Below are 23254 nucleotides of genomic sequence, written 5' to 3' on the forward strand. Positions count from 1 at the left end.
TTGGAATGGAAGTACGCGTTCAAAACATTCGCAAGGAATTCGATCGTTTTCCGGCGCTGCACGATGTCTCGCTCGACATCCGCTCCGGCGAGCTGATCGCACTGCTCGGTCCTTCGGGCTCCGGCAAGACGACATTGCTGCGGCTGATTGCCGGCCTCGAAAGCCCGACGGAGGGGCTGATCTTCTTCGGTGACGAGGATGCCTCGAAGAAATCAGTGCAGCAGCGCAATATCGGCTTCGTCTTCCAGCACTATGCTCTGTTCCGCTACATGACGGTGCTCGAAAACGTCTCCTTCGGCCTGAAGGTCAGAAACAGTGCGCGGCGGCCGCCGAAGGCCGATATCCGCAGGCGGGCGCTGGAACTGCTCGACCTCGTCCAGCTTTCCGGTCTGGAAAAGCGCTACCCGGCCCAGCTTTCCGGCGGCCAGCGCCAGCGTGTGGCGCTCGCCCGCGCCATGGCCGTCGAGCCGAACGTGCTGCTGCTCGACGAACCCTTCGGCGCGCTCGACGCCCAGGTGCGCAAGGACCTGCGCAAATGGCTGCGCGATATCCACGACCGCACCGGCCACACCACCGTCTTCGTCACCCACGACCAGGATGAGGCGCTGGAACTTGCCGACCGCGTCGTCGTCATGAGTCAGGGCGCGATCGAACAGGTCGGCACGCCGGACCAGGTCTACGACAATCCGAATTCGCCCTTCGTCTTCGGCTTCATCGGCCAGTCGAACTGCCTTGAAGTCGAGGTTGCCGACGGCGACATTCGCTTCGAAGGCCGCTCGCTCGGCCTCAATGCCGAAGGCGAGCCGGATGGGACGGCACAGCTCTATTTCCGCCCGCATGACGTCAGGCTCTGCGAATCAGCTGAAAACTGTATCGCCGGCCAGCCGGTTTCCAGCCGCCGCGTGGCCGGTACCCGCCATATCGAATTGGATATCGGCAACGATCGCCCGCATATCGAGATCGAATTGCCGCCGAGCGAGGCCGACAGGCTCGACCGCAACCGGGTGGCTTTCAAGCCGACCCGCTGGAAACTGTTCCGCAGTTGATGGAGATGGGCGGCGACCGACTGCGCCGCTCGTCTTTTCGAGAGCCGAAAAGGAGCTGTAACACTTTGAATTACTGCATGATTTTATCCTTAAATCGATTCCGATTTAAGGAATATGCAGGAGGTCACCGCCGGAATCGCATTTGGCGAGAGTCCCTTGGGCTTTTTGTGATCTAAGGTTGTTTGTATTTCAGTCATATGACGAGTAAAACGTTTTCACTTAATCAAAAAGGGCTGAACTAATCCCATAGGAGGCACCTGGCGTTGAGGGCGGAGATTTCCTTTGGAAAATCCCTGATCGGGATTTTGTTTGTAGGACTGGCGGCTGCAAGCTGCACGACGACATCGAAACCGGCGGCAACGGCGGCGAACACCAAGACGAAGCAGGGTCAACCGGCAAAAGTCACGTTCAATTATACTGCCAAGGATCGCGACTGCCTGCAGCGCGCGATGTATTTCGAATCGCAGCATTCGGACGAGGACGGCTACATGGCTGTCGGGACCGTTGTCATGAACAGGCTCACCTCTGGCGCCTATCCCCCTTCCATCTGCGGCGTCGTGGCCCAGAAAAGACAATTTGCCCCCGGCGTGATGACGCGTGAAGTCAAGCCGCAGGCGGAAACCGAGCTCGCGAGCGCAGCCGATGCGATCCTTATCAAGGGCGCCCGCCATCCTGCGGTGAAGGATGCGATGTTCTTCCACACAAATGGGCTGAAATTCCCCTACAACAACATGCACTATGTGACGGTTGCCGGCGGCAACGCCTTCTACGAGAAGCGCGACTCCAACGGCATGCTTCAAACGCCGCCGCCGCTGCCCTCCTACGAGGTGGCGATGAACTATGTGCCCGGCGAAAGCATGCTGCCGCCGCAATTCGAAGCGCTGATACCCTCGGCGGTTCCCGTTCCTCTGCCGGCTCCGGACCCCATGGCCACCGCGAGCACGGCGCAGATGCGGATCACAGCGCCGGTGACCGCGCCGGAAACATCGCCGGTAACATCGGTTGAGCCCGAGCCGGGAATGCCCATTGCGATCCCGACGCCCCGCCCAGCCTATGACAGCGTGATGCTGCGTGAAAGCCTTCCGGCGAACGGCGGTTAAACCAACCGCCCTTCCGGTATGAGTTAGATGCAAGCGCGTTTTTGTTGCCGCGGAATTCCGGAGGCAAAACCGCGGCGCGCTTTAGGCGCGCTCTTCCCAGACCTTCGCCAGCTCCACGATCGTCTTGACGGCCTTTTCCATATCCTGGCGGCTGACCCATTCGAGCGGCGAGTGGAATGCATGGCCGCCGGCGAAAATATTCGGGCACGGCAATCCCATGAAGGAGAGACGCGAGCCATCCGTGCCGCCGCGGATGCTGCCGCGCACCGGCGTCATGCCGGCCCGGCGCACCGCCTCGATCGCGTTCTCGACAATCTCCGGATGACGATCGAGCACCACCTTCATGTTGCGATACTGCTCCTTCACCTCAAAATGATAGGTCGAGCCGGGATAGGCAGCCATCACGTCCTTGACGATAGCTTCGAGCATCGTTTCCTTTTCCGTCAGCCCCTTGTCGGTGAAGTCACGGATGATGAGGCTCAGCGACGCCTTCTCCATCGAGCCGGTCACGCCGGTGGGATGGATGAAACCCTGCCTGCCTTCGGTGGTCTCCGGCGCAAGATCCCTCGGCAGCCGGTCGATGATGGCGCCGGCGATCTTGATGGCGTTTTCCATGCGGTCCTTGGCGAAACCGGGATGGATCGCCACACCTGATATGCTGATCTCGACGCCGTCGGCCGAGAAGGTCTCATCCTCGATATGGCCGGCCGTCTCGCCGTCCATCGTATAGGCGAAGTCGGCTCCGAGTTTCGCTAGATCCACCTTGTTGACGCCGCGCCCGACCTCCTCGTCCGGCGTGAACAGGATCTTGATCGTCCCATGCCTGATCTCGGGATTGTCGACGAGCATCGCAGCCGCGGTCATGATCTCCGCCAGTCCCGCCTTATCGTCGGCGCCGAGCAATGTCGTTCCATCGGTCGTGACGATATCATTGCCGATCTGGTTCTGCAGTTCGGGGTGATCGCTGACCCGGATCACCCGGGCAGTGTCGCCGGCAAGCTTGATATCCCCGCCGGCATAATTCCCGATGATCTGCGGCTTGACATCGGTGCCGCTGAAATCGGGCGCCGTATCCATGTGCGAGCAGAAACAGATGACCGGCACCGCCTTGTCGCTATTGGCCGGAATGGTCGCATAGACATAGCCGTGTTCATCGAGATGCGCGTCGGCAAGACCGATCTTCAGCAGTTCATCGACCAGAACCCGGCCGAGATCCTTCTGCTTGCCGGTGGTCGGCTGCGTCGACGAGGCAGGGTCGGATTGCGTGTCGATAACGACATAACGGAGAAAGCGGTCGAGAACAGTGTCGGTCATGGCATCCAGTCCAGCAAGATCACACGGACGATATAGCCCTCCTGGGCGATGCGGCAAAAGATTTTTCCACCCGCAGCACGTGAGGGTTTCTCCAGTCAATCCATTTCATGCGCTGCCATCGGATGCCGGAATCGATACCACATGGGAAACAAGCCCGCCGTCGCTGACCTCATGCACGAGGAAGGACGGAGCGTCGATCACCGGAAGATCGGCACGGCCTTCCAGCAGAAGCGGATTGGGCAGGCAAAGGGAGCCGCAGGTCTGGACAGGCATCGATCCCAGCCGGCCAAATGCGGGTCGGTGAACATGGCCACAAAGAATCGCCAGCGGTAGCCTGTCCATCGCCACCAGGGTGCTGAGAAGCGCACTGTCGTTCCTGCATCCGACTCGGTCCAGCACCTCGATGCCGATCCTCAATGGCGGCTGATGCATGAAGAGAAGCGAGGGCGTCGTCACGTCCGCAAGCGCGCTCATCAGCAATGGCAGATGCGGCAGGACATCGCCGTAGCTTTGCCCGGCGACGGTCACATCGACCCCGAGCAGGGTCAGGCCATTGACGGCTGTCCGGAAATGCATCGGTCCCGTCGCATTAATCCACGTGCCGACGACGGCAAGTTCGGAACGCATCAATTGCACATCGTCACCGTTGCCCGGCAACAGGTGGACAGGGCAGTCCAGCGACCGCAGGTTTTCGGCGACAAGGCGATAGCCGTGCCGCCATCCGTCATCTACCAGATCTCCGGTGACAACAAGCACATCCGGGCGGAACGTCTTCAGCCACGCTATCGCTCGCTCCAGCGTCCGCAGCGACGAAAGGTCCGGCCTCGCATGGATATCGGATATCTGCGCAACAAGCATGTTCTGCCTCCCCGCTCCTGCCGGAGACACTATGCCAAAATCGACAGCAACGAGCCACCAGCCCAGCGGCTCAATCGACACGTTTTCCTTCGGCATCGAACACGTGCAGATACTGGGGCGGGAAGGCAACATTGATCTTGGGACCTGCCTTCAGCGCTTCGCGGTTCAGCGTGAAGATCTTGAATGGCAGGCCATGCAGGGCAAGGTGCAGGATGATGCCGAAGCCTGTGGGCTCGACGAGTTCCACATCCGCGGCAAGCCCCGCCCCGCCGTCGCTCATCAGCACATGCTCCGGCCGGATGCCGAGCGTCACCTTTGCGCCGTCGACAAGCGGCAGAGGCTTGGCAAGCGGCACGATCGTGCCGTCCTTCAGCTTCACGCCGCCGGCATCATAGCTGGCCTCGAGGAAATTCATCCCCGGCGAGCCGATGAAGCCGGCAACGAAGAGATTGGCGGGGCGGTCGTAGAGTTCCAGGGGACTTCCGACCTGCTGGACCACCCCGCCATGCATGGCAACGATCCGGTCCGCCAGCGTCATTGCCTCGATCTGGTCGTGGGTCACGTAGATTGAGGTCGCCTTCAGGTCGCCATGCAGTTTCTTGATTTCGGCGCGCATCTGTTCGCGCAGGCGAGCATCGAGGTTCGACAGCGGTTCGTCGAACAGGAAGGCCTTCGGCTGGCGCACGATGGCGCGGCCCATGGCGACGCGCTGTCGCTGGCCGCCGGAAAGCGCCTTCGGCCTTCGTTCGAGCAGCGGATCGAGGCCGAGCTTGGCCGCCGCCGCGGCCACCGCACTGGTGATTTTCTCCTTCGCCACCTTCCGCAGCCTGAGGCTGTAGCTCATATTGCCGGCGACGTTCATATGCGGATAGAGCGCATAGGACTGGAACACCATGGCGATGTCGCGATCCTTGGGATGCAGCTCGTTCACCCTGACGCCGGCGATGCGGATCTCGCCTGATGTGACCTCTTCAAGCCCGGCGATCATCCGCAGCAGCGTGGATTTGCCGCAGCCGGACGGACCGACGAGCACGACGAATTCGCCGTCCTGGATTTCCAGGTTGACGCCGTGCAGCACCTGCACATGGCCATAGGCTTTGTGGATATTCCGGATATCGATCGATGCCATTTGTTTAACCCTTGACCGCACCGGCCGTCAGGCCCTGGACGAGATAGCGCTGGATGAGCAGGAAGAAGAGGCCGGCCGGAATGAGCGCCATGAAGCCCGCCGCCATCATCTGCCCGAAATCCACCGAGAATTTCGAAACGAAGGTGAGAAGGCCGACCGGGAAGGTCGCAGCGTCATTGCCGTTGATCAGCATCAGCGCGAAGAGCAGCTCGCTCCAGGCGGCGGTGAAGACGAAACCGAGTGTGGCGGCGATCCCCGGCAGCGTCAGCGGCAAGATGATCTGGCGAAACGCCGTGAACTGCGTCGCCCCGTCGATCTTCGCCGCCTCTTCGAGATCCCTCGGAATGCCGTCGAAGAAGGACTGCATCAGGAAAGTGGCGAAAGGCACGTTGAAGGCGGTGTAGACGATGACGAGCCCGGTCAAACTGTTGGTCAGATGCAGCGGTGACAGGATTTTGAAGATCGGCGCCACCAGCATGACCAGCGGGAACATCTGGGTCAGCAGCATCAAAGCGACGATCCAGTATTTTGCCCGGAAATTGAAGCGCGACAATGCGTAGCCGGACAGCGAGGCGCAGATTGTCACGGTGACGGCAGTCGAGGCCGAGACGATCAGGCTGTTCTTGAAGAAGGTCGGAAAGGCACTGTGGCGCAGCACGAAGGCATAGTGATCCCATGTCGTGCGCGACGGCCACATGCGCACGCCTTCGCTATAGAGCAGGTCGTTCGGCGTCACCGACACCTTGAGCAGCCAGAACAGCGGAAAGAGCGAAAAGGCGATGTAGCAGAAGATCGCCAGGCGGTGTGCGATGGTGGGAATGACGGATCGTCTCATGATCTCAATCCTTGTTCAGCAGCGTCTGCCGGAGCAGGATGATCAGCATCGAATAGGCAAGCAGCAGCACGAGCAGCACCAGCGCGATCGCCGAGGCGTAGCCGAAATCGAGCCGCCTGAAGGCTGTCGTGAAGATGTAGCTGGCGACGATCTGCGTCCGGTCGGCCGGTCCGCCATTGGTCATGACGACGATGAGATCGGCGAAGTTGGAAATCCACACGGTGCGCAGCAGCACGGTGATGGCGATCGTTGGCGCCAGGAACGGCAGGGTGATCGAGCGGAAGCGCTGGAACCAGCCGGCGCCGTCGATCGACGCCGCTTCATAGAGATCGCGCGGGATCGCCTGCAGCGCCGCAAGCAGCGTGATGGCGAAGAAGGGAATGCCCCACCAGACATTGGCCACGATCGGCCCCCACATCGCATAATTGGGATCGGAGAGGATATTACCCGGCTCATGCATCAGCCCGAGGGCGAAGAGCCAGTGCGGGATCGGCCCGATGACGGGATTGAACAGCCAGGCCCAGTTGAGGCCGGCGAGGAAAGACGGCACGGCCCAGGGCAGGAAGACCAACGCCTGCGCGATTGCCCTGCCCCTAAACGGCTTGTCGAGCAGCAGCGCCAGGATCAGCCCGAAAACGAACTGCAGGACGACGGAGGCGCCCGTCCACCACAGCGTGTTCCTCAGCGCCCCGTAGAAGGCGGCATCGCCGGCAAGCTCGCGGAAATGATCGAGCCCGATGAAGCCACCGGAAAACGGATTGAGCAGCTGGATATCGCGGAAGGCGTAGGAAATCCCGACCGTCAGCGGCACCAGCATCACCGCGATGATCAGGATCAGCGACGGCGCGCTGTAGAGATAGGGCTCCGAAGCATCGGCAACGCGACGCAGCCATGGCCTGCGGTCGCGACGCATGTCGAGCGTATCGGCGGAAATGGTCATCAGCCAGAAGTTCCCGTTCGCGGCGTTCATGCGCCGTCTGTGTCATCAAAAAAGCGGCGGCGGCCTGTTCCGAGGCCGCCGCCGTCGATCCGTCGCTTATTTCTTGGCGAGGAACTTCTGCTGCGCCTTGGTGAGGTATTCGGCCCACTGGTCGGCCAGATCCTTCGCCGAGATATCGCCGAGCAATGCCTGCTGCGAGGTCTTGATCGCCAGCGAATCCTTGAAGAAGGCGAATTCCTCGAGGTAGGTCGGCATGACTGTTGGTACCGTGTTCGGGTCCGCTAGTTCCTCGAACCAGCCCTTGAACTGGTCACCGGCGTAGAAGGGATCCTTCTCGGCCGCGGTGTAGGCCGGCAGGGCGCCGATGCGCTTATTCCATTCGAGATTGCCTTCAGGCCCTTCGAGGGTGGCGATCAGCTTCCAGGAGAGGTCCTTGTTGCCACTGGTCGTGAACATCGACCAGCCGCCATAACCGATGGTCGGGAACGACTTGCCATCCGGACCCTTCGGCAACGGTGCAACACCGAAATCTTCCTTCTTCATGCGCTCGGCGATGGCGATCAGCGCGTCCGGGTCCTGGTCGAGGAAGGCGCAGGTGCCGGAATAGAAGCCAGCGACGACTTCGTTGAAGCCCCAGTTGACGCTGTCCTTCGGCGCATAGCCCTTCTTGTAGAGATCGACCATCCATTCGATGCCCTTGGCCCAGCCGGGGCTGTTCATTGTCGAGGTGCCGTCGTCGTTGAAGTACTTGTTCGAGCCGGCCATCGAGGCGGCGAAGATCATCCAGCCGTTGAGGCCGCCCGGTCCGCCGCGCATGCAGTAGCCATATTTGCCGGGCAGTTTGGAAACCTTTTCCGAAGCGGCGGTGAATTCTTCCATCGTCTTCGGCGGCGCGGCGACGCCGGCTTCGGCAAGCAGCTTCTTGTTGTAGAACATCGCCCTGAGATAGAAGCCGTAGGGCAGCATATAGGCGGTGTTCTTGACGTCGCGGCCGAGTTCGAGCGCGCGCGGCGTCAGCTCCTTGGTGTGCTCCCACTTTTCGAGGTAGGGCTCCAGGCTCTCGAGCATGCCGTTATTGGCATAGAGCGACAGCCAGGTATCGGGCATTTCCATCACATCGGGCACGTCGCCGGCGGACACCATGGTCGCGAACTTCTGGAACGCTTCGTTCCAGGGCAGCGAGATGATGTCGACCTTGGTGCCGGGATTGGCGGCTTCGAATTTGCCGACGATCGATTTCAGCGTTTCGGTGCGCTCCGGGCTGGTGATGACTTCGACAAGCTTCAGCGTCGTATCGGCGAAGGCCGTGCCCGCCATCATCGAAGCAAAGAGCGTCGAGATTATTAGTTTTTTCATGACTCAGTTCCCCCTTGTTAGGTTTCTCTCGGGTTTCAGGATTGTGAGGCGGCGGCGAGCGCCTCCTCGATATCTCTCCACAGAGCCTCGGTTCCTTCGAGGCCGACATGGAGACGTACGGATCGCGCATGGATGCCGAAGGCATGTGCGGAATTCGGCTGTGCCTTCTGCTGAAGCACCACCTCGCCCGGTACGATCAGGCTTTCATGTCCACCCCAGCTTACGCCCAGTTTGAAGAGCTTGAGGTGATCGGCGAAGGCGCGGATATCGACGCCTTCGCGGAATATGAAGGAAAACAGGCCCGAAGTGCCGTTGAGGCCGGTGGGCAGGCGGTTGGCGAGCCCCGGATGGCAGACCGTCTCCACCACGTCGAGCTTCTGCAGGCGCCTGGCGATTTCAAGCGCCGATGTCTCGTGGGCCCGCATGCGCAGCGGCAGCGTGCGCAACCCGCGGATCAGGAGCCAGGCGTCGAACGGCGAAAGCTTGCCGCCAAGATAAGGATAGGCCTCGGCCTTGACGCGCGCAATCATCGCGTTCGAGCCGGCGATGATGCCCGCCACCACATCGCTGTGGCCGCCAAGATATTTCGAGGCCGAATGGATGACGAGGTCGACGCCGAGCGTCAGCGGCCGCTGGAAGAACGGGCTCGCCCAGCTGTTGTCGATCATCGAGACGGCGCCGTGTTGTCTGGCGAGTGCGGCGAGCGCGCCGACATCATGTGCCTCCATCACCCAGCTCGTCGGGCTTTCCATGTAGAAGAGCTTCGCGCCGGGCAGCGCCTTGGCGACCGCTTCCTCATCGCGGCCATCGACATAGGTCACCTCGATCTTCATCCGCTTCAGGATGGTGCCGAACAGGCGGAAGGCATCGGGATAGACATGCTTGACGGCGACGATGCGGTCGCCCGGCTCGACGAAGCTTAAGACCGCCGACGAGATCGCCGCCATGCCGCTGGCAAAACCCAGCGCATCCTCCGCCCCTTCGAGCTTGGCGAGCATTTCCTCGAAGGCGCGCACCGTCGGGTTCAGGCCGCGCGTATAGATCGGCCGCACCTTCTCGCCTCGGTAGGAGGCGATCATGTCGTCGTAATCGGAAAAGGTGAAAAGCGAGGTCTGGAAAATCGGCGGCACGACGGCGTCGGCGAAGTTGCCTTCGTCATGCGCAGTGATGAGGGAAGCAAGATCGAACGGTTCTGCGCCGCTGCTCATTTGGACATTTCCTTGATGTCTTCCTCGACGATGGCGAGAATTTTCAATGTTTCGGCGCGCGCCGCATCGGGATCCCCGGCAGCGATCGCGTCGAAAAGGGTGCGGTGAAAGGGAAAGGACCGGCGCGCGAAATCCTGCCGGTCGAAGGGATGCGCCCAGAAGCGCTCGAAGGTCTCGCGCATCTGTTCGAGAAGCTGGCGAAACAGCGGATTGTGGGCGGCGTCGTAGACGGCGAGATGGAAGGCCAGATCCTCCGGCCCGGAGGTGCCCTTCTCCAAGTGCACCCGCTCCATCGCGTTCAGCTTTTCCTCGATGACGACGAGGTCCTTTTCGGTGCGCCGCCGCGCCGCCACCATGCCCGCCTCACATTCGATTCCGCGGCGTACCTCCAGCGTTTGCAGCAGCACGTCGCGAAGGTGTGCGGTATCGAACGAGAGCGGCATGTGGATCGTCGCCCTCGACACCGGCTTCAGCAGATAAGTGCCGCTTCCCTTGCGCGTCTCAATGACACCGAGCGCCTGGAAATGCCGGATCGCCTCGCGAATGGTCGAGCGGCCGACGGCAAGGGCGGTCATCAGCTCGCGCTCGGCCGGCAAACGGTCGCCCGCCTTCAATCTGGCTTCCTCGACATAATCCGCCAGCGCATCGGTCACCTGACGCGCGCGGTCCATAACAGGAAGCGGCCGGATCACTGGCCTGTCGCTGCGATTTGCCTTCATGGTTCCCCATTTTCTTATCAGGCAGCCGACCTCTCAAATTGGTCTGACATCTTAGCATTTCGCATACGGTGGAAAACGTCAAGTCGACAACGTCCATTTTTGCCCACTCCTCCACGACGTCCCTTGGCCCCTCCAAAATGGCCTCTCTCTCCTTGTGCCGGTGTTCCGATTTACAGAGGTCAAGCAGCCATTCGGCCACGACATTGCCCATGGCGACCGGTTTGTCGCTTTGCGTTGCTTAGAGCCTTTCCGGGTTAGATTGAAGCATTCTGCCGGAGCAGGTTTTCGTCGGGGCAAAGGCGATTGGCGAAGGGCATACCCCTTGGTACGTCCGAGCCGATCGCCTTTGATCCTGGCGGAAAGATGCCCGGCCCTTCGGGTTGGCTGAAACGGGCCGCCTGCTCGACCGGCCGGCTTGGCCGTAGAGCTTGGCTACGACGCGCGCCGGCCGGTCGAGCATCCGACTCCGTTTGAGCCAACAGAATGCTCCAATCTAACCCGGAAAGGCTCTGGTGAGGGTCGCGGAGCCGGCATACCCATCGGCATGCCGGCTAGCGGATACGTCCGATCCGCGACAGCAAAATGGCCGGCAGGATGCCGATCAGCACGATGGCGAGCGCTGCAATCGAGGCTTCCTCGTAAGTGCCTCTGGCAGCCTCTCCATAAAGATGAGTTGCGAAAGTCTCGACATTGAGTGGCCGAAGGAGGAGCGTCGCCGGCAGCTCCTTTACACAATCGACGAAGACCAGTAGCGCGGCAGCTGAGATTGCCGCCTTTGAAAGCGGCAAATGCACGTAGCGCAGGGTGCCTGCGGTGGATTGCCCCAGCGAACGTGACGCATGATCAAGCGACTGGGAAATGCGCGAGAGACCGGCTTCTATGCCGCCGGCGGAGATCGCCAGAAACCGCACGATGAGCGCATATATGACGGCAGCACCCGATCCCATCAGGAGCAGACCAGTGGACACATCAAACAAGGAAAGCGCGGTGCGGTCGATAAACTGATCGAGCCCGCCAAGGATGATCAACACGCCGATGGCGACCACGGTGCCGGGAGCCGCATAGCCAATCGTGGAACAGCGCAGGAGCCAGGAGGACGGCTGGCCCGGCCGCAGGCGGGTCGCGTAGGCGGCGAGAAGGCCAAGGATGATGGTCATGATTGTCGCCAGGGTGGCGATAGCGAGCGTATTCACGGCCTCATCGATGATCCGTGGGGATATGCCGGCGAACTGATAACGTTTTGCCGCTTCGATCAAGAGATAGAGCGCGGGCGCGGCGAAGCCTAGGATGACCGGCAGAAGACCGCCGAGAAACAGCAGTACGCCTTTTCCCAAGGATACCCGCCGCGGTTGGAAACTTCGCATCCGGCGTACATCGATCGAGTAGCCCTGCTTGCGTCGCGCCCATCGCTCCACCGCAACAATTGCGACGACGATGAGCAGAAGGGCAAGGGCGATCTGCGACGCTCCCGATAAATCGGAGCGGGTGATCCAGGTCGTGTAGATGGAAACGGTGATCGTCCGGACACCGAGGAATTCGGCGGCGCCTATATCGTTCAACGTTTCCATCAGTGCAAGGCTGATACCCACGGCAACAGCGGGGCGCGCGAGCGGCAGAGCGACCCGCCAGAAGACCGCGCGGCGAGATGTGCCGAGCGTGCGTGCCGCATCGACGAGATTACCGGATTGCGTGAGGAACATCGCGCGCGTGGGGATGTAGACATAGGGGTAGAGCACGATTCCGAGAAGCAGGATGCAGCCAGTCATGGAACGGACGTCCGGAAGGCGAAACTGGCGCGGGCTCTCGTAGCCTAGCAACCAGCGCACGGCATCCTGCACCGGACCGATCGGATGCATTATATCCAGATAGGCATAGGCGACGATGTAGGTCGGAACGGCAAGCGGCAGAAGCAGCATCCATTCCAGAGCATGCCTGCCGGGAAAATCATAGGCGGTCACCAGCCATGCCGTCGTCGTGCCAACCACAGCAGTGATGACGCCGACCCCCGCAAGGAGAATGACAGTGTCGAGAAGCGCGACCGGAAGGATGGTCGAGAAAAGATGTCCCCAAAGACCCGCCGAACCCTTCGAGGCTTCGATGAGCAATCCCCCGATCGGCAGCATGGCAATGAGGGCGATAGTGGCGGCAATCGTCAGCCATGCGCTGCCAGGGCGCTTTGCAGAGCGGGCGGGCGCCGGGCTCGGAAACATCACTTGGTCCATTCTCGGGGGGAAAGGCGCCTGTCAGCGGCGCCTTCCCTGCCCTTAGTTGTCGAAGCCGACCTTGTCTACGAGGACACTCGCCTGCTTGCGATGGCTGACGATCTCGGACAAGGGCTTGCTGTCGATCTTTAGTTCGCCAAAGGATGCGATGATCGGATCGGCCGCGACGCCTGCCTTCACGGGGTATTCGTAATTGGCCTCAGCATAGATCTTCTGTGCTTCGTCAGAGACGAGATGTTCGAGAAGTTTGACGGCTTCAGCCTTGTTCGGTGAATGCTTGGCGATTGCCGCGCCGCTGATATTCACCTGCGTCCCGCCGTTCTTGAAGGTCGGCAGGATGACCTTGATGGCGTCGCCCCATTTGACCTGCTCTTCACCACCCTTGCCGGACCGCATCAGGCCGACATAATAGGAGTTGGCGATACCGATATCGCAAATGCCGCCGAGGATATCCTTGGCCGAATCGCGATCGCCGCCGGCTGCCTTGCGGGCGAGATTGGCCTTGACAGCTGTCAGCCATTTCTCGGTTTCTTCCGCGCCGTGATGAGCGATGTAGTCAGCAAACAGTGCCGTGTTATAGGGGTGTTGACCGGAGCGTATGCAGATCTTGCCCTTCCACTTGGGATCGGCAAGCTCCTCGTAGTTGAATGTGCTAATGTCAATGTCCTTGGCCGCGTAGAGCACGCGCGCGCGCATCGAAAGTGCAAACCAGTTGCCCTTGGGATCACGCAGCTGTTCCGGGATCGCCGAGTTCAGAACAGGCGATTCGACCGGTTGCGTTACGCCTTTATCGACCAGATCGACAAGGTTGCCGGCATCGACGGCCATCAGGATGTCAGCCGGCGAGCTGGCGCCCTCGGAGGCGACACGCTCTGCCAGGCCATCCTTCAGAAAAACCGTATTGATCTTCGTCCCGGTCGATTTGGTGAACGCCTCCAGAAGAGGTGCGATCAGAGCCGGCTCTCTCGTCGTGTAGAGGTTGATTTCTGCGGCCGCAGCGATGCAAGGCGACATCAGCGCCGAAGCAGCAAGCAGCATGGATGCGAGGATAGAGCGCGAATTCATTATGTCCCTCCGAATGAATGCGCATCCCTTGAGCAGTTCATGACCCTGAAAGTCAAGTTTTCCCTGGAGTTTGATGCCAAATATCACGGAAACTTGATGAGGAGGTCAGCAGCATGGGCTCGCGCAGGTCAGCTGTCAAAAAGCCAGCAGCCGCTCGGGGAGGATTGATATCTGAATATACTCGGCGTCGGCCGGCAGCCGCTCCAAAGCTCTCGCCTTAAGCGGCACATCGAGGCCATCAACCTTCAACGTTAACTGCTCGAATTCGCCATGCAAAACACGGTCCTCGATACGAGCGGCAATTCCCGATCCGGGGGACAGCGCAATCGCATGCGGGCGGATATAAACGGTCACGGAGCTTGCGGGCGGACGATCAAGCGTATAGGCGAAGTTACCGATCGCGGTCTCGATCCATCCGCCACGGTAAACGCCGGGAACTTTGCTGGACGCGCAAAAGAACTCTGCCGCATAAGGATTCGTTGGACGGTCGTGCAGATCATAGGCGGAGCCGGACTGGACGATTTCGCCTGCCCGCATCAGAACCACCTGATCACCGACGGAAAGTGCTTCCTGAGGATCATGCGTCACGATGATCACGGTCGTGCCGAGTGCCCTCAAGAGGCTCAAGGTGTCGCTGCGTACCTTTCCACGCAGGCCCTGATCCAGATTGGAAAAAGGTTCGTCCATCAGGACGACACTCGGCCGGGGCGCCAGAGCCCGGGCTAGTGCGACACGCTGCTGTTCACCGCCGGAAAGGGTGTTCGGATAGCGATGCGTTAGATGTTCGATTCCGACCTTGCTGATCATCTCCTCTGCTCGCGCAGTTGCTTCGCTCTTCGAATGTCGCTTGAGACCAAAGAGGATATTGTCCCGTACAGTCAGGTGCGGGAAGAGAGCGTAGTCCTGGAAGACGAATCCGACGCCACGCGCCTCCGGTTCGACGAAAGTGGTCGAACTGGCAACCTCGCGGCCTTCGAGGAGGATGCGGCCGGATTCCGGTATTTCGACACCGGCAATCATGCGCAGGAGCGTAGACTTGCCGCAACCGGAATGGCCCACGAGCGAAACCGCATCTCCGCGCCGAATATGAAGAGAAAGATCCTGCACGGCTGCAGTGATACCAAAGCGACGGGTAACATTTTCCAGCCGTACTGCGATTGCGTTCATTTCAGCTTTCATGCTCGCCGGTGGCTTCCAGTACAAGTCCTGAAACCCCTAGAACATACCGAGGCAGGTCGGGACAAGCGCAATCTGTTCCGCAGGCACGGCAAGCTATTTGCCGTTTCAAAGTTGCAGCAAAAACTTCTCGCCGGCGTCTTTCCACCTATCGCCACAGATGACTGTTCCGGAATCGCGCCAATCGCAACGGCCGCGATCACCTTAAGTGCCGTTACGCCGGAGATTGCACCTTGTCTCGCTTTCCCGAGACACACGCAGTGGAACCGGCTCCCTTTTCAATTGTTTCTCCCGATCAGCAGGGAGCTTCCAAATGACCTACGTCGCATCGCCAAGCTACGACCGTAACGACGCCAGCCGCGCTTCAAACCTCCGTCAGTGTCTCGAGACCGCCAGACGCCACCTCGATGAGACTTCGCACAGCTCGGAGACCGAGAAAATCGAAACGCTCGTGGCTTCCGCTATCGAGGCGGGTTGGGAAGAGGATGAAGTGCGCGAGGCACTGATCGCCGGCGAGCAAGGAAACAAGATGCCGGAGCAGGAACCACCCGTCCCAACGATCGGCGTGGTCCCTTCGTCATCCTTCTGACAAGTGGCGGACGCTAGCGCGGTCCGGCCAAGCGGCGAGGTTTCCAAGTATCTCGTCGTGTGAGCACCTGGGCTGATAGTGTTGCCCAATCGCCACCACTCAGGCGCCGATGGTGTTCCGTCAGGCGTGGCCAAGAAGGTCAACGTTCGCCACGACCAAAGCGCGCAGAAGTTGCCGCGCGGCGCGCACCGTCGAGGAAAACAAACAGATCGTTGACGTATTTGCTGGTGATCGTCTGCTGGGCAGAGCGAGAAGGGCCGAAAGCACCAGAGCAAATGAGACGATGGCGGTCCACCAGAGGTATTGGCGGCCCGCCCGTGGCGATGCGCCTTCCTGCTCCGGCATCGACCTCACTGCCTGCGTCACCGCGCCTCGCTTTCCAACGCGGCCTGTGGTCGCTGGTAGATCGTCCATTCCGGCGTTTTCTGCACCATGTCGAAATTCTTCGAAATGAACGGTCCATACAGCTCCTGTAACGGCAGGCTATTGATGCCAGTCTTCGGCACCATCACGATCTTCACGTCGGCGAACAGGGCTTCTGGTGGGATATAAGCCTTCTCATTGATGTTGCGGTTCCAGTGGAACCACGCAGTGTCACCTGAGGGAGGACGTATCCCGAGCCCCGCTGAAAAGGGGTTGACGAAATCGAGCACGAATACCCGCTCCAGCGGAATCGGCAGGGCCTGAAGTAGAGCCCCCCCACTTTCGATACTATCGAGGTAGCGCTGAATGAAATCAGGCTCGCCACCGGGCGGGTCGATTTCCCGGACGTCCTCAAAAAGCGGAGGGCCGAGGGGCTTGCCCACATTCTCCGCCGCAAGTGCCGTGTGGAGAGCGATCGCCTCTCCGTGGTGGACGATGGGCGGCAACAGAAAGAAGATTAGAAGCAGCGGCAGTGCAGCTGCAAGACGAGCAGGCCTCTCCATTTGCGCGCTTTGGTCGCCAGATTGAAAGCGCCGTGCCTTTTCCGCCAGGACGGCCGCTCCGCAATAGAGAGTGATGATACCCCAGCTGTGGGCGTTCTGGTTGATGATTGCCAATCCTGCACCCACGCAGAAGCCACTGTAGAGGAGGTCTCGAAGGCTGCGGATGTGCCAGAAGGCAACCAGCGCAAACACCGTGAAAACCACCAGATCCGACAAATTCTCACGGACATTTTTCAGTATGCTGCGGACGTCATGATCACCACTGACCCGTGCGGCGGCCCGCAGATCCTCTATATGCTGAAGCGTGCCGCGCCAGAAGAACTCGACTACGATCATTGCCAATGCAGTCAGGAGCAGACTGACCAGGATCCAGGAACGTTGCTGCCGGTCCAGCAACAGGAAGATCAGAAAGGCCACGCCGCAAAGTCCGTAGGTCGCCTTCGTGTAGAATTGGACAAGTAGAAGAAAGGCCGTCGCGAGACTGTCTGCAACGTCGTTGCGCGCGTCGGATCTCGGCTTCAGGTACATCACCAGGATGAGCCCGAGAGCGACCCAGCCGATGCGATTATAGAACATCGCGAAAGAAAGAAGCCGGACCGGACTTCCGAGATTGATCGGGACAGCGAGAATAAGAATCAGGAATATGCCCAAGGCGATGGCTGAGGGTGAGCTGAGGCGCGAAAGAAGGATACGGATCATCGCAGGCATGAACGCGACGATCAGGAGCGCCATTCCCATCGGTATCGCGGCGCCGAAATTTCCGGACAGGAGGTATCCCAAGGCAGGGATATAGAAGACCAACGGTCCGAGCGCCGTATGAAAATCACGGTTTGGCACCTGCCCGACAGCGATACGATGCGCTCCATCAATGAAGATCAAAACGTCGTTGATGAAAGCGGTGTTGATGGTCCGTCCAGGAAGGGCAAGCATGGCGGCACAAATTGCCGCTACCACCAGGAGCGCAACTTGTGCGGAAAAAAGGCGGCGCCTCATCTCGACCCCGTCCTTCCCGAGGGCAGGCCTTGATCCGCATCGGCGCGCGGAAAAAGCGGATCAACAAGATGGAACATGCGGACGACGAAGCGGCCAGGGCAATCTCTATCTCCTATTCCCGAGGTTTCGATCACAGCCGCAACCTCTTGAAGATCGGTTCCGGGATGCCTCGGATTATCGCCATGAGCGGATACCAAATCCGCCGGACATAGACGACGTCCCCTCCCTTGCTGCCATCGGCAACGGCGAAGATCCTTTGAGCGACCTCTGCAGGCTCGGCGGTAAGCATGGGTGGAAGCTTCATTCCATCAGTCATCCGCGTTCGGACAAAACCGGGTTTAATGGTGAGGACGCGTACCCCGGCGGTGGATAGTCTGTTCCTGAGACCGGACAAGAACGCCGTCAGGCCAGCTTTCGCGGCGCCATAGACATAGTTTGATCCTCTCCCACGGTCGCCGGCGACCGAACTTATGCCGACGATGGTGCCGGACCCGCGCGCGGCAAAGCGGCTAGCCAGGAGGCCGAGCATCAAAGCCGGTCCTTCGAAGTTTGTCCGCATCACCATGGCGGCGTGTTCGAGTTCCCTTTCGGCGCGGGCCTGCTCGCCGAGTTCGCCGACGACGCAAATGGCCGTGTCGGGCAATGGCGACACGATGCTCAGGAACTCTTCGAAGCGGCCGGTATCAAGAATATCCAGTTCATGGGCGGTGACGGCGGCGGCGGTGCGCGTGACGATGTCATCGGCTTCGCGTTGGACAAGCTCACGCCTGCGTCCGACCAAATGAATGTCCCAGCCCGCCTCGGCATAGACCAAGGCAGTCGCACGACCAATATCCGACGTCGCGCCAATCAGGAGCAGTGTCTTGCCGATGGCTTTCATATGCCAAGCCTTTTTCCCAGCTGGGAACTAAAGTGACGGTCGGCTCCCGTAGTTCGTCGCAGCTCTTTGAACGCCTGCAGTTGGGGGTAACCGGCTTCGAATGTATGACGGGATTGCCTTGCATCCTTGGCGAGATAGAGCCGCCCTCCCGCCGCGACAACCAGCTTGTCAATTTCGTCTAACAGCTGGAACACGTCGGGTGCGACTGGCAGGTCGAGTGCAAGGGTATACCCTGGCGCCGGAAATGACAGAAGGCCTGCGCCACCCCTCAGCCTTTTCAGCACGGCCAGGAATGAGGCTTTCCCAGAAAGAGCGAAACGATCGAGCATACTGCTCAGAACCGCAAGTGCGTTTTCGTCAGGCACCACGCATTGATGCTGCAGGAAGCCGCGCTTGCCGTACAGGCGGTTCCATTCGAGAAGACCGTCAAGCGGGAAGAAGTAGCTGTCCCAGTGGACCAAAGAGACTCGGGCTGCTTTGCGGGCACCCGCCCGATAATAAAGATCGTTGAATGCGGAAACACTCGTTCTGTTGAGCGCCCAACCAGGCAGGTCGACCGGCAGTGAAAAACGGGCTGCCTTGAAGGGAGGCAATAGCGCTGCTTTTGGCATTTGAGCGATGTCGCTCGGGCTGGCGTGCTCGCCGACAAAGATCAGCGAGCGGCCGAGCGAAGCGCCCCGCGAAAGGCAATCAATCCAGGCAACGGAATAGGTTGCGTCGTCTGTTTGCTTCAAGGCTTGCAGCGTATCGCCGAGGTTTTCTGTCACGACCGTCTTTTGAACAATCCAGCCGGTACTGATGGGCCTCAGCCTAAAGGTGGCTTCGGCGATGATGCCCGTCAGGCCCATACCGCCGAGCGTCGCGAAAAAAAGCTCTGAATTCTGGGTTCTGCTGCAGGTGAGGATTTCACCGCTGGCGATAACCAGCTTGATTTCGCGAACGTGGTCGCCGAACCCACCGTCGCGATGATGGTTCTTCCCGTGCACGTCGGAGGCGATCATTCCTCCAACAGTGACGAACTTCGTTCCTGGGACCACGGGGGGAAAATAACCTCGGGGGATGAACGACCTGAGAATCTCCGACAGCATGACGCCACCTTCGACGGTCAGCGAGGCGTCCACCTGATCGAAGCTTTTCATCCGGCTCAATGCACCGCAGGTCAAAGTGAGATGCTCACCGATCGCGGCGTCGCCATACGAGCGGCCGTTGCCGCGAGCAATCAGACCCGCGCGCGATGACACCGTTCCAGGCAGCGCTTCCGGCAGCCTGCAATCAAGCACTTCACTATCATGGCGTGGATAACGTCCCCATCCCTCGATCATTCAGTCACGCCCCCTCCAACTTGAACACGAATTTTCGGTCGAGCGCGAATTTTGAGACGTAACCGATCGCCAAACCGATCGCCCCGCCCGCATACTTCGCAAGATCCGTTCTCCAGACCGTCCAGAAGACAATTTCGAACCCCCAGAATATGATCGTCGTCACGACGCTGAACAGGCCGTAAAGGACGATCTTGAGCAATTCGTCACCATGCGACTCGTATCGGTCAAAGAAGATCCACCTTTTGTCGAGGAAGTATTTGAGCCCGAACCCGGCGGCGGTGCCTGCGAGCATTGACGGCATAAGGCTTTGCGACGGGTAGATTTCCACGACAGCCGCCTGAACCGCAAAATTTGCCAACGTCGAGAGAATCGCGAACGCCACATAGCGAACAGCGATGCGGGTCGGAATCCCTTCACGCACGTCATGGGACCGCATCTCGCTACCTCATAGCGCGGCGACAACAAAGGCGCCGGCAACGCCCAGCGTCGCGAGACTCACCTTATCTTTGATCGCAAATACGACCGGATCGTCATGCATCAGTCCCCTATGGGCCAGCAACAGGATGCGGGCAATCCAGCAAGCCAGGATTGGTCCCACCAGCCATAAAACTCCTGGCCGGGTGTAGAGATCCTGCACGCTGTCGCTTGCAGCGTAGAGCGCATACAATGTGAGGGCATTCATCCCGGCCCCCGCCGCCAATGCGCCGATCATGCCGACGTCTCCATTCTTGTAATCGCGGCTCGTGGAGTCGGGTAAGTTCGCGGCTCGGCGCGAAATGAGCTCCGTATATCGCTTGACGAGTGCAAGCGAGAGGAACCAGCTCATCATGAAGGCGAGCAGCCAAGGAGAGGGCCAAACTGAAATCGCCGCTGACCCTCCTACCACGCGTGCGGTGTAAAGAGCTGCAAGGGTCACGACATCGAGGATCATCTTCCGCTTCAGAAAGAACGAATAGGCGGTGGTCAATGTAAAGTATCCGGCGAGCACCAAAATGAAGGCGGGTGAAATCATCAGGGCGACCATAAACGACAGCAGAAGGAGAAGGGGGATCGCCATGAGCGCGTGTGAGAGCGGGATCTCGCCGCAAGCGAGTGGCCTGCGGCATTTACTGCGATGTCCGCGATCGTCCTGAAGGTCGACCAGGTCATTCAGCACATAGACGCTCGACGCGCAAAGCGAGAAGGCGACCAATGCCAGAGCGGCATTGGCGAGACTATGGACGTCGAAGAGCTGATTTGTCAGCAACGGGATAAAAACAAGCCCGTTTTTGACGTATTGGTGTACCCGCAGCAACCGCGCCCAGGTCCGCCAGGTCGGCTTGTCGTGCGCAAGATGTTCGACATTGTCGCATTGGCGCGACAGTTGCCGCGCAACCCCGGCCGACGTCCGAATTGCGTATGATTTTCCAGCGTGACGCCATACAGGCAGATCTGCGGCGTCGTTGCCAACATAGTCGAAACCGCCATGGCCAAAGGCCGCAACGAGCTTTTCCGCCTTCACCTCGGCGGCGCAGTTTGTCGTCTCGTCCGTTGCAAACCAGCCGTTGAAGACACCTAAATGGTCGGAAACGCGGGAGACAAGGCGCTCGTGCGTCGCAGACGCGAGATAGATCTGACGTCCCTCTTCCCGCGCCGTCTTGATCAAGTTCAAAACCTCGGGATCAAAGGGCAGGATAGCCGGATCGAAATCCGTCGGTGTGGAAAGACGGTGCTTGAGGCATGCCTTTCCTCTGCACGTTGCGAGGGCAAGGTCAACGACGGAAAAAGGGTGGTGCCTGAGTTCCAAAAACGCGGTCTCGATCAGGAGGTCGGATCGGACCAAGGTGCCATCCAGGTCGATGACCAGCGGGCGCAACGAATCCGACCTTTGCGGTGTCGACGAGCCGCCGAGCGTTGACATCGCTCGGCGCAGTGCAATCCACTCGTCCTCCTGGGCCGTCGGCAGAAAATCTCTTCGAAGCTCAAACTCCTGGCGCAATTCGCTCAAAGGATTTCCCTTTTCACTCGGGTCGGTGGAAATTACCGAACGACGGCTACGCCACTTAGTTCCATGGCACCAAACCGCTGGCGTCCTGACGGCTTGCAGGACGTTCCTTGACCTTCAGTTTCAAACTGCAGCGAATCTCCTTGCGCGAAGAATGATCAGTGCTCAACCCGGCACTTGCTCGTTGCCGTGCATGGGCTGGCTGCGCTGAGCGATGTACCCTACCGGACGGAGTTTCGACGGCCGGAACAAACCGCTGATGTACCGGTTGGAGTGCCCTACACGCAAAGACCGGATGAACGAAGCGATGAACTTGGCACTTGTTTTTGGGACATTGACACTGACCTGCTGGATGGTCGGCGGGGCTATTGCCGTCTTCGGAAATGCAGAGCAATGTCACCCCCACCGTCAGCAGATCAGCGAGTTCGTCACGCTCGGCTTGAACATCCTCGGACTCGTCTGCGCCATCCTGATGGGAGCCGTTCTGGTCGCGCCGTGACGGCGACGTGATTGAGCTAGCGCGCCTCGAACAGCGGGTTGTGAACTTGCGCGAGATCTACACCCGCCTGGCTCGTGTTCAACTCACTCTACGGATCCTTCTTGCCAACGCACTGGCAATGCTCAGGGTGACCAGCATGGGGCGTATCTTTGCCCCACGGTTCCGAACCTAAGGCTCTATTAGGCTCAAAGGAGCACAAGGCGGCCACTCGAGCCCGCGCGTGGCCCCGGTCTTCAGACGGATGCTGGTTTCAGATTCACAAGCGCCTTAATCGGCAGATGGTCGGACGCGACGCGCGCGAGCGGCGTATCATGCGCTTCGACTTCGGATATGATGCCTTTGCGGTTGGCGATGATGCGGTCGAGCGCCAGAAGCGGCAGGCCGGCAGGAAAGCTTGGCACGGCGGGCGGCAGCTCGCCGAAGGCGGATTGGAAGGTGTTGAGCGAGGACCGGTCGCCGAGCCGCCATTCGTTGAGGTCGCCGAGCAGGATGGTCGGCATCTCGTGCCTGTCGTTGATGAGCTCCACCAATGTGCGGGCCTGCTGTGCTCTGTTATGGCGCAACAGACCAAAATGCGCGGCAATGATGCGCAGCACCCCGCCCTCTTCGAGCTCGATCTCGGCAACCAGCGCGCCGCGCGGCTCCAGCCCCGGCAGCTTGACCTGATGCACGTCATGCACCAGCCCCTTCTTGAAGAGCACGACATTGCCGTGCCAGCCATGCGCCTTCGCCATGCCGGCAACCGGTACCGCGATCAGTCCCGTTTCCCGCTCCAGCCGCCCGAGATCGAGAATGCCGGTGCGCTCGCCAAAGCGCGTGTCGGCCTCCTGCAGCGCGATCACGTCGGCGCCGATTTCGTGGATGACGCGACTGGTGCGCTCCGGATCGAAGCGGCGGTCGGTACCGACGCATTTGTGCACGTTATAGGAGGCGATCAGCGTTCCCGCACTGCGCGGCCTTGCCTCCGTATAGGCCGCGTCGAGCCGCTTTTTCCTGCTCCTGATCGAGGCGAGAATGCTTGCGGGAAGGCTGTCTTTCCTGGCGTGCATCGGGCGGCGCACTTGTCCGTTGATCAAAAGGGCTACTCATTCGG

At 60.0% G+C, this 23254-nt stretch carries 21 protein-coding genes; 4 read left to right on the plus strand and 17 right to left on the minus strand.

The features are described from left to right. Positions 1-5 precede the first annotated feature (5 nt). Positions 6-1046 carry a sulfate/molybdate ABC transporter ATP-binding protein gene (locus BA011_RS31855; RefSeq protein WP_065283807.1) on the plus strand — a complete coding sequence of 347 codons (1041 nt, stop codon included), beginning with the start codon at positions 6-8 and terminating at the stop codon, positions 1044-1046. A gap of 263 nt (positions 1047-1309) precedes the next feature. Further along, positions 1310-2146 (plus strand): cell wall hydrolase, encoded by an 837-nt coding sequence (locus BA011_RS31860; RefSeq protein ID WP_065283808.1) that lies wholly within the window; start codon positions 1310-1312, stop codon positions 2144-2146. 81 nt (positions 2147-2227) lie between these two features. Here the strand turns inward: BA011_RS31860 and pepT are convergent, their stop codons facing one another. The 11 genes from pepT to BA011_RS31915 form a co-directional block, all read right to left on the minus strand. Continuing rightward, positions 2228-3460 (minus strand): peptidase T, encoded by a 1233-nt coding sequence (pepT, locus tag BA011_RS31865; RefSeq protein WP_065283809.1) that lies wholly within the window; start codon positions 3458-3460, stop codon positions 2228-2230. 105 nt (positions 3461-3565) lie between these two features. Further along, positions 3566-4318, minus strand: a complete 753-nt coding sequence (locus BA011_RS31870; protein WP_065283810.1) for a metallophosphoesterase — start codon at positions 4316-4318, stop codon at positions 3566-3568. Positions 4319-4388: 70 nt separating this feature from the next. Next, positions 4389-5447, minus strand: a complete 1059-nt coding sequence (locus BA011_RS31875) for an ABC transporter ATP-binding protein (RefSeq protein WP_065283811.1) — start codon at positions 5445-5447, stop codon at positions 4389-4391. Positions 5448-5451: 4 nt separating this feature from the next. Then, positions 5452-6282 carry a carbohydrate ABC transporter permease gene (locus BA011_RS31880; RefSeq protein ID WP_065283812.1) on the minus strand — a complete coding sequence of 277 codons (831 nt, stop codon included), beginning with the start codon at positions 6280-6282 and terminating at the stop codon, positions 5452-5454. A 4-nt stretch (positions 6283-6286) separates the two neighbouring features. Then, positions 6287-7222: a carbohydrate ABC transporter permease gene (locus BA011_RS31885; protein ID WP_065284156.1), complete on the minus strand. Its 936-nt coding sequence runs from the start codon at positions 7220-7222 to the stop codon at positions 6287-6289. Between the two features lie 96 nt (positions 7223-7318). Continuing rightward, the gene (locus BA011_RS31890; RefSeq protein ID WP_025397444.1) at positions 7319-8578 is read right to left on the minus strand and encodes an ABC transporter substrate-binding protein; all 1260 of its coding nucleotides are present in this window, start codon (positions 8576-8578) and stop codon (positions 7319-7321) included. Positions 8579-8613: 35 nt separating this feature from the next. Next, positions 8614-9786, minus strand: coding sequence for a PLP-dependent transferase (locus BA011_RS31895; protein WP_065283813.1), 1173 nt, complete (start codon positions 9784-9786; stop codon positions 8614-8616). Then, positions 9783-10505, minus strand: coding sequence for a FadR/GntR family transcriptional regulator (locus BA011_RS31900; RefSeq protein WP_065283814.1), 723 nt, complete (start codon positions 10503-10505; stop codon positions 9783-9785). The genes BA011_RS31895 and BA011_RS31900 overlap by 4 nt, the downstream gene beginning before the upstream one ends. A 551-nt stretch (positions 10506-11056) precedes the next feature. Further along, on the minus strand, positions 11057-12715 hold the full coding sequence (locus BA011_RS31905; RefSeq protein WP_065284157.1) for an ABC transporter permease: 1659 nt from the start codon (positions 12713-12715) through the stop codon (positions 11057-11059). Positions 12716-12769: 54 nt separating this feature from the next. After that, complete coding sequence (locus tag BA011_RS31910; protein WP_151343724.1) at positions 12770-13765, minus strand: Fe(3+) ABC transporter substrate-binding protein; 996 nt, start codon at positions 13763-13765, stop codon at positions 12770-12772. 162 nt (positions 13766-13927) lie between these two features. Further along, a complete protein-coding gene (locus BA011_RS31915) occupies positions 13928-14959 on the minus strand; it encodes an ABC transporter ATP-binding protein (RefSeq protein ID WP_065283816.1) in 1032 nt (343 codons plus the stop codon). Positions 14960-15281: 322 nt separating this feature from the next. Here BA011_RS31915 and BA011_RS31920 point away from each other — a divergent pair, with 322 nt between their 5' ends. Continuing rightward, the gene (locus BA011_RS31920; protein ID WP_065283817.1) at positions 15282-15557 is read left to right on the plus strand and encodes a hypothetical protein; all 276 of its coding nucleotides are present in this window, start codon (positions 15282-15284) and stop codon (positions 15555-15557) included. Between the two features lie 362 nt (positions 15558-15919). On the opposite strand, the gene BA011_RS31930 is transcribed toward BA011_RS31920, so the two are convergent. The 5 genes from BA011_RS31930 to BA011_RS31950 all read right to left on the minus strand — a co-directional run bounded on the left by BA011_RS31930 (position 15920) and on the right by BA011_RS31950 (position 21578). Then, positions 15920-17476: a hypothetical protein gene (locus BA011_RS31930; protein ID WP_065283819.1), complete on the minus strand. Its 1557-nt coding sequence runs from the start codon at positions 17474-17476 to the stop codon at positions 15920-15922. A gap of 130 nt (positions 17477-17606) precedes the next feature. Next, positions 17607-18356: an SDR family oxidoreductase gene (locus tag BA011_RS31935; RefSeq protein WP_065283820.1), complete on the minus strand. Its 750-nt coding sequence runs from the start codon at positions 18354-18356 to the stop codon at positions 17607-17609. Next, positions 18353-19678 (minus strand): FAD-binding oxidoreductase, encoded by a 1326-nt coding sequence (locus tag BA011_RS31940; RefSeq protein ID WP_017957960.1) that lies wholly within the window; start codon positions 19676-19678, stop codon positions 18353-18355. Before BA011_RS31940 ends, BA011_RS31935 begins: the two co-directional genes overlap by 4 nt. A gap of 4 nt (positions 19679-19682) precedes the next feature. Continuing rightward, positions 19683-20114, minus strand: a complete 432-nt coding sequence (locus BA011_RS31945; protein WP_065283821.1) for a GtrA family protein — start codon at positions 20112-20114, stop codon at positions 19683-19685. A 9-nt stretch (positions 20115-20123) separates the two neighbouring features. Beyond that, positions 20124-21578: a UbiA family prenyltransferase gene (locus BA011_RS31950; protein WP_065284158.1), complete on the minus strand. Its 1455-nt coding sequence runs from the start codon at positions 21576-21578 to the stop codon at positions 20124-20126. Between the two features lie 379 nt (positions 21579-21957). Between BA011_RS31950 and BA011_RS31955 the strand changes: the two genes are divergently transcribed. Then, positions 21958-22161 (plus strand): hypothetical protein, encoded by a 204-nt coding sequence (locus BA011_RS31955; protein WP_065284159.1) that lies wholly within the window; start codon positions 21958-21960, stop codon positions 22159-22161. Positions 22162-22394: 233 nt separating this feature from the next. Here the strand turns inward: BA011_RS31955 and BA011_RS31960 are convergent, their stop codons facing one another. Continuing rightward, a complete protein-coding gene (locus BA011_RS31960) occupies positions 22395-23210 on the minus strand; it encodes an endonuclease/exonuclease/phosphatase family protein (protein WP_017957956.1) in 816 nt (271 codons plus the stop codon). Positions 23211-23254: the final 44 nt, after the last annotated feature.

It is taken from the genome of Rhizobium leguminosarum, assembly GCF_001679785.1.
GTDB classification, from domain to species: Bacteria; Pseudomonadota; Alphaproteobacteria; order Rhizobiales; family Rhizobiaceae; genus Rhizobium; species Rhizobium leguminosarum_R.

What these genes read in the sequence shown, in the direction of transcription:
- BA011_RS31855 (WP_065283807.1), top strand. Translation starts at nt 6, where the DNA reads ATGGAAGTACGCGTTCAAAACATTCGCAAGGAATTCGATCGTTTTCCG.
- pepT (WP_065283809.1), bottom strand. Translation starts at nt 3,460, where the DNA reads ATGACCGACACTGTTCTCGACCGCTTTCTCCGTTATGTCGTTATCGAC.
- BA011_RS31870 (WP_065283810.1), bottom strand. Translation starts at nt 4,318, where the DNA reads ATGCTTGTTGCGCAGATATCCGATATCCATGCGAGGCCGGACCTTTCG.
- BA011_RS31875 (WP_065283811.1), bottom strand. Translation starts at nt 5,447, where the DNA reads ATGGCATCGATCGATATCCGGAATATCCACAAAGCCTATGGCCATGTG.
- BA011_RS31880 (WP_065283812.1), bottom strand. Translation starts at nt 6,282, where the DNA reads ATGAGACGATCCGTCATTCCCACCATCGCACACCGCCTGGCGATCTTC.
- BA011_RS31885 (WP_065284156.1), bottom strand. Translation starts at nt 7,222, where the DNA reads ATGACCATTTCCGCCGATACGCTCGACATGCGTCGCGACCGCAGGCCA.
- BA011_RS31890 (WP_025397444.1), bottom strand. Translation starts at nt 8,578, where the DNA reads ATGAAAAAACTAATAATCTCGACGCTCTTTGCTTCGATGATGGCGGGC.
- BA011_RS31895 (WP_065283813.1), bottom strand. Translation starts at nt 9,786, where the DNA reads ATGAGCAGCGGCGCAGAACCGTTCGATCTTGCTTCCCTCATCACTGCG.
- BA011_RS31900 (WP_065283814.1), bottom strand. Translation starts at nt 10,505, where the DNA reads ATGAAGGCAAATCGCAGCGACAGGCCAGTGATCCGGCCGCTTCCTGTT.
- BA011_RS31905 (WP_065284157.1), bottom strand. Translation starts at nt 12,715, where the DNA reads ATGTTTCCGAGCCCGGCGCCCGCCCGCTCTGCAAAGCGCCCTGGCAGC.
- BA011_RS31910 (WP_151343724.1), bottom strand. Translation starts at nt 13,765, where the DNA reads ATGCTGCTTGCTGCTTCGGCGCTGATGTCGCCTTGCATCGCTGCGGCC.
- BA011_RS31915 (WP_065283816.1), bottom strand. Translation starts at nt 14,959, where the DNA reads ATGAACGCAATCGCAGTACGGCTGGAAAATGTTACCCGTCGCTTTGGT.
- BA011_RS31920 (WP_065283817.1), top strand. Translation starts at nt 15,282, where the DNA reads ATGACCTACGTCGCATCGCCAAGCTACGACCGTAACGACGCCAGCCGC.
- BA011_RS31930 (WP_065283819.1), bottom strand. Translation starts at nt 17,476, where the DNA reads ATGAGGCGCCGCCTTTTTTCCGCACAAGTTGCGCTCCTGGTGGTAGCG.
- BA011_RS31935 (WP_065283820.1), bottom strand. Translation starts at nt 18,356, where the DNA reads ATGAAAGCCATCGGCAAGACACTGCTCCTGATTGGCGCGACGTCGGAT.
- BA011_RS31940 (WP_017957960.1), bottom strand. Translation starts at nt 19,678, where the DNA reads ATGATCGAGGGATGGGGACGTTATCCACGCCATGATAGTGAAGTGCTT.
- BA011_RS31945 (WP_065283821.1), bottom strand. Translation starts at nt 20,114, where the DNA reads ATGCGGTCCCATGACGTGCGTGAAGGGATTCCGACCCGCATCGCTGTT.
- BA011_RS31950 (WP_065284158.1), bottom strand. Translation starts at nt 21,578, where the DNA reads ATGTCAACGCTCGGCGGCTCGTCGACACCGCAAAGGTCGGATTCGTTG.
- BA011_RS31955 (WP_065284159.1), top strand. Translation starts at nt 21,958, where the DNA reads ATGAACGAAGCGATGAACTTGGCACTTGTTTTTGGGACATTGACACTG.
- BA011_RS31960 (WP_017957956.1), bottom strand. Translation starts at nt 23,210, where the DNA reads ATGCACGCCAGGAAAGACAGCCTTCCCGCAAGCATTCTCGCCTCGATC.